6 protein-coding genes are annotated in these 5,722 nt (G+C 62.4%); 1 reads left to right on the top strand and 5 read right to left on the bottom strand.

What is annotated here, in order from left to right:
* Positions 1 to 640: SDR family NAD(P)-dependent oxidoreductase (locus JHD07_RS10985; protein WP_291621869.1), on the bottom strand; the 640-nt coding region annotated here is incomplete at its 3' end.
* Between the two features lie 455 nt (positions 641 to 1,095).
* On the opposite strand from JHD07_RS10985, the gene JHD07_RS10980 reads away from it, so the two are divergent.
* Positions 1,096 to 1,977, top strand: coding sequence for an AraC family transcriptional regulator (locus tag JHD07_RS10980; RefSeq protein ID WP_291621867.1), 882 nt, complete (start codon positions 1,096 to 1,098; stop codon positions 1,975 to 1,977).
* Here JHD07_RS10980 and JHD07_RS10975 read toward each other — a convergent pair.
* From JHD07_RS10975 to JHD07_RS10960, 4 genes are all read right to left on the bottom strand, one after another.
* Positions 1,958 to 3,730, bottom strand: a complete 1,773-nt coding sequence (locus JHD07_RS10975; RefSeq protein WP_291621865.1) for a monovalent cation:proton antiporter-2 (CPA2) family protein — start codon at positions 3,728 to 3,730, stop codon at positions 1,958 to 1,960. The two genes, JHD07_RS10980 and JHD07_RS10975, sit on opposite strands and share 20 nt — an antisense overlap.
* On the bottom strand, positions 3,723 to 4,172 hold the full coding sequence (locus JHD07_RS10970) for an OsmC family protein (RefSeq protein ID WP_291621863.1): 450 nt from the start codon (positions 4,170 to 4,172) through the stop codon (positions 3,723 to 3,725). Before JHD07_RS10970 ends, JHD07_RS10975 begins: the two co-directional genes overlap by 8 nt.
* Positions 4,173 to 4,191: 19 nt before the next feature.
* On the bottom strand, positions 4,192 to 5,073 hold the full coding sequence (locus JHD07_RS10965) for an aspartyl protease family protein (RefSeq protein WP_291621862.1): 882 nt from the start codon (positions 5,071 to 5,073) through the stop codon (positions 4,192 to 4,194).
* Between the two features lie 146 nt (positions 5,074 to 5,219).
* Positions 5,220 to 5,722: pirin-like C-terminal cupin domain-containing protein (locus JHD07_RS10960; RefSeq protein WP_291621861.1), on the bottom strand; the 503-nt coding region annotated here is incomplete at its 5' end.

Here is a 5,722-nt window from a genome sequence, read left to right as displayed (position 1 = left end):
TGGCGAAGCGACCCAGAGACGTCAAGCTCCGTTGGAAATCTGCGGCCGGGCCGTCTGCGGGGTTCGCCTCGGTGTCCGCCGATCCGGGCTGCACGAGGTTCACTGTGATGCCGGACGGCCCGAGCTCACGTGAGAGTCCGCGAGTGAAGGACGTAAGCGCGGCCTTGGACATCGCATAAGCCGTTACGCCCGGAAACGGGACGCGCTCGCCCAGGCCCGACCCGATCGAGACGATGCGCCCCCCTGAGGAAAGATGAGGAATGGCCGCCTTCGCGAAGAGCACCGGCGCTCGCACGTTGACGTCCATCAAAGTCTGAAAATCCCGCACGTCAAGATCGGCGATCGTTCCCGAGTGGCCGATCCCCGCACTGTTGATGAGAATATCGAGGCCACCAAGCGCCGCGACGGCATCGCTGACGGCGCGCAAGATCGCGTCTGGATCAGCACTGTCAGCCTGGATAGCGACTGCGCGATGCCCCGTACTCTCGATGGCTTTGGCTACGGCGTCGGCTTTGTCGGCCGCGCGCTGATAGGTAAACGCGACATCGGCACCGTTCTCGGCCAGCGCCAACGCGATCGCCGCCCCTATGCCTCTCGACGCGCCCGTCACCAAAGCACGCTTTCCGTTCAGATCGATCATCTATTTGTCCTTTTCTGCCAAATTGCTTCAAGCGCCGTAGCGGCTGTTGTGGAAGGCGGCAGGTCGTCGAAGACCTGATCCACCGATCGATGGTCGGCGTCGGTCTCTCAGATGCGAGAGATGCGAACGTCGTGTTGCAAAGGGCGGCCCGCGCGCTCACGCTGCTCAACCCGGAGCGAGCGACGCCAACCCGTTCCGGCTGCAATCCACCCGGCCACCGATCCTACAAGGCGGAATGCCGGCACGGGCGGGCGCTTCTCCCGGTCGCGTTGCGTGAGACGTGACAGCTTCGGAGAATGATGGCCTGGATCCGATCAGTATCGGTGGTCAGCTCGTTTCTCTCCAGCACTACGCCGCTGCTCCTTCTGTCCCTGACATAGGTCGGCAACTGCGCGGCGGCATTCCCGATCATACCTTAGGCTTGCCTGATCCTACCAAACGCATATCTTTGGATCATGTTTGATCTTGAGAGTACGACCCGCCGACTTTTGGACACTGTTGCTCCCCGCATCACCCTTGGTCGCGGGCTCGTGGGGCACCCGACGCCTATTCCGCGCCTCACCGTGTGGACGAGTGCAACCGCCACGCCGCTCACATCGGCAGTATTCGAGCCAATGTTCTATGCCGTCGTACGAGGCACGAAAGTCCTGACGATGGGCGCCAATCGTTTCGAGATGTCGGCGGGCTCTTGCGCGGCATCATCCTTCGGCTTGCCCTATTCCCACCAACTAGCAGACGCGACACCAGACGCTCCTTATGTCGGGATCAGCCTTCATCTCGATATCGACAGGCTCACGCGTGTCGTGCTCGACATGCCCAGATGCGAAGAACGTTGGACATGCGCGGTGGCGGCTGGCGAGCTGAACGGCGTGGTCGGCGAAGCTTTCGTGCGCCTAGTCGCGCTCCTCAACGTCCCTGACGACATAGGCGTGCTCGCGCCGCATTACGAAAGCGAACTCTATTACCGCCTGCTACAGAGCTCGATGGGCGACACGCTCCGTCAGATCGTTCAGCGCAACGATCGCACGCGGCACATCAAGGCGGCGGCGGACTGGCTGGGAGCCAACAACAGCGAGCCCGTCGTCGTTTCTCAGTTGGCGGCGTCCGCGGGCATGAGCGTGACCTCGTTTCACAGACACTTCAAGGCTGTGACGGGTTACAGCCCGCTCGCCTTTCAGCGTCATATGCGCCTCCTCGAGGCTCGGAAGCTTTTGGCCGCCGGCGGCACCAATGTGGCGCGGGTGGCGTTTGAGGTGGGTTATCAAAGCCCCTCTCAATTCAGCCGTGAGTACAAGAGTATATTCGGCAGCTCACCAATCACCGATCTGCGTCGCTAACCTGCCGGCCCACAAGGGGTTCGGGAACGGGCTGAAGGAGCAGTCGATCGCTTCCTGACATGTCGTCCCCCTGAACTTGCTCAGAAAGGCGTTCGTCGTCGCGACGACGGATGTCCTCAGCCACGTCCGCAATATCAGCCTCGGCAAAGCCCAGAGCACGCAGACCCTGGGCACCCATCACATACGCCGATTCAACGGTTTCCCGGATTTGATAATCGACGCCGGCCCGGATCAGCTCAACCGCGTGCCCGCGATCAAAGCTTCGAACCAGGAGCTGCGCCTGCGGAAACTCGTGGCGCACCGAATCTACGATCTGGATCGCGGCCTTGGGATCGTCGATGCAGACCATGACAGCATCGGCGCCGCTTGCGCCGGAGTGACGCAGCACATCGAGCCGCGCACCATCACCAAAGAACACCTTGAAGCCGTATCGGCCAGCGTCGCGGATCCGATCCGGGTTATTGTCGATAACGGTGAGATCGACTCCCTTGGCCAGAAGCAGCTGGGATGCGATCTGCCCAAAGCGACCGAAGCCGATTATGAGCACGCGGCCCTTCAGGTCGCGGGCGGGATCGATGCCCTCCATCGACGCCTCCGTGCGCAAAATCCGGTCGGCCACAATCATCAACAGCGGCGTCAGAGCCATCGACAGGATGACGACAGTGGCAAAGATAGCATTCTGCCGAGCGTCGATCACGCCGCTCGCCGTCGCCGCGGTGTAGAGGACAAAGGCGAATTCTCCGCCCTGCAGGAACATGGACGTGCGATGCAGGGCGTTGTGGTTGGAGCTACCGAAGAGCCGGGCGACGGTATAGACGACCACGCCTTTGGCGACCGTATAGGCGGCAAGCATGGCGAGCAGGAGCTGCCACTCCGCCGCCACGATCGCCAGATCGAGCGACATGCCGACAGCCAGAAAGAACAGTCCCATCAGGAGCCCGCGGAATGGCTCGACGTCGCTTTCGATTTGGTGGCGATAGCTTGAACTCGACAGCATGACTCCGGCGAGGAAGGCACCCATCGCCATGGAAAGACCGACCACGTCCATCAGCAGCGCTGCCCCGAGAACAACAAGCAGTGCGCCCGCTGTCAGAACCTCTCGCGTGCGAGCGCGTGCAAGGAGAGCGAAGAACGGGTTCAAAGCCCAGCGCGACACGCCAAGCAGCACAAGCATCGCAGCAGCCGCGACCAGCATATCCGTCCATGCCGCCTGCCCGTGCGCCAGTGGCGACAGAAAACCGACCACTGCAAGCAGCGGGACAATCATCAAATCCTCGAACAGGAGGATCGCGACCGACTTCTGTCCCTCGTTCCCTGAGAGCTCCCCGCGGTCTTGTAGCACGGACATGATGACTGCCGTGGAGGAGAGCACAAAGCCGGTCCCGGCGATGAAAGCGACGGGTCCCGGCAGGTTAAATGCGAGTGCGCCCATCAGCGAAAGGGCTGCGATCGCGAGAGCGACTTGCGCAAGCCCCAGGCCAAAGATCTGGCCGCGCATCGCCCACAATTTGTGAGGCCTGAGTTCCAGTCCGATCACAAACAGGAACATCACCACTCCAAGTTCGGAGAAGTGCAGGATCGATTGCGCATCGGTAAAGAGGCCGAGCGCCGACGGCCCCACGAGAACACCCGCAGCAAAGTAGCCGAGCACCGAGCCGAGACCGAGTCGTTTGAACAAGGGCACTGCAACAACAGCCGCGCTCATCAGCGCGACAGCGGGCACGATCGTCTGACTCAAACTCACGTCAGCCATGGTTGACCTCACCAAGCGGTCGTCCTGGTTTCGTGATAATCATGGGAGTGCCTTCCAGAACACGTTGAATGGGGCACCTGCTCGCGATCTCGATCAGGTGTGTTCGTTGGTTGTCAGTGAGCCTGGAGCCACGGATGAAAACGGTCTTGTCGAACACGTCCACGGGCTCAGAGGCTCCGGCGAGAAGCTTTTTCGCGTGCTCGATAACCACCTCCACATGATCCAGCGGCAAGTTGTTCTGGCGCGCATACCAGCGCACGGTCATGGCGGTGCATTCCGCAAGAGCGGCGGTCATCAACTCGAACGGGTTTGGGCCAAGCCCATTGCCACCGGCGCTGACCGGCTCATCTCCCACGATCTCGTGGGCGCCCATCTCAATACGCACAGCGAACGGGCTTTCACCGGTTTCCGAAGCCGCCGCGCGAGTACGCAGTGCTGCCATTCGATCTCTCTCCGATACGTCAGCGCGGCCCTGCATGTTGACGCCGCGCGTCAGCATCGATGGAGGCCCCACGACCTGTGCCCTCGGGAGGCGTGATGCACAGGCGTCGACCGGCATAGTCGAAAGCGATCACACCGCCGTTCCAGAGAGGAACGCCCAGCGTGCCGTCGATTCCAGTGCCTTCAAAAGCCGGGACGTCCGAGGTCAGGCTGACCTCCAGTGATCCGAAGCTGGAAGCGCCTGCACGGGCATCGGCTACGCGAGCGACCGCACCTTTCACCGCACCGCCGACGCCAAAACCGATCTCTTTTGCGACCGCCTCTCGGAGCAGCCTCTGCCCGGGTGCGCTACGAACGAAAGCGCCCCCGAGAACCAACGAACTGTGCCGCGTGCCAAGATCGACCAGCACTTTGAGGCGAACCGGCCGTTCGCCGCGCGTCGGGACGACATCGATGTCAACGACTGGAGCCTCGTGTACGATCTCGAACGGAATGGGAGAAGCACATCGGACCGTGGCTCCTGATCTATCCACGGTTACTTGCCGGCGCGCGTAATCGACGCTGACCGTTCCGTTCTGGAAGGCCGGCGCTCCAAGAAGCACGTCGACGGGAAACCCGGCAGACGATGACAGATTGCCAAGATCGACCGCGTATGCGGCGAGGTTCTCAAATTGGAACGGCCCCGCCGCCAACCGAGAAATGGTGACGGGCATAAGCGCCTTCGCTTCGTTCCCGCCACCTGCGGCATCACCGGCCGAGCCACCCTCGCTGAGGCCAAGCTCCCTGTTGGCCTGCCGGTCGATGAGCACCGCACCCACACCGCTGTCGAGAACCCCGCTCCGTCGCTGTCCGTTCACGTCCACCGGTATGCGGACAAGATTGTCCACCAGCTCGAAGGGCATGACCGTCACCTCGGACGTCGTTGGCGGGGCCGGTTCGCCTGAGGTAGTCCCACGTGCGTCCTGCTGGCTTCCCGCCGATCCTGTCTGTCCACTGCCAGCCAGGCAGAGCGCCGCCACAAGTGCGACGCTGGTCGACACCGAGCCGCTCATTTTTCGGCGCTAACCGGTGGCGCCGGCTCGTCCGGCAGCGGGATGAATTCGCTGTCGTCCGCATCCGGCAGCTTCATACGGCCGGCCTTCCAGTCGGATGCCGCCTGGGCGAGCCGATCCTTCGAAGACGATACGAAGTTCCAGAAGATGTGGCGTTCGCCGATCGGCTCGCCGCCGAGGACCATCACGGTCGAATGTGTCTTGGCCCTGAAGTGCGAGGCGCCCGCGCCCAGCACCAGCATCTGGCCAGCCTCGTAGAGTATTCCGTGCATCTCGACCGCACCCGCCGCGATGTAGAGAGCGCGTTCCTCATACTTGTCCGGGACCTCGGCGACCGCGCCCGGCTCCATCTCAAGGTGGGCGTAGAAGAGTGGCGAGTGGGTCTTGGCTCCCGCGGTGAGGCCGTAGGCGCTGCCGGCGATGAGATGACCGACAACCCCGCCGTCCTTCCAGTTCGGCAGGTTCGTGCCCGCGTAGTGGGTGAAGGATGGCGCTATCT

The organism is Bradyrhizobium sp. (assembly GCF_016462955.1).
Lineage (GTDB): Bacteria > Pseudomonadota > Alphaproteobacteria > Rhizobiales > Xanthobacteraceae > Bradyrhizobium.
This window is presented reverse-complemented; position numbering and strand designations above follow the sequence as displayed.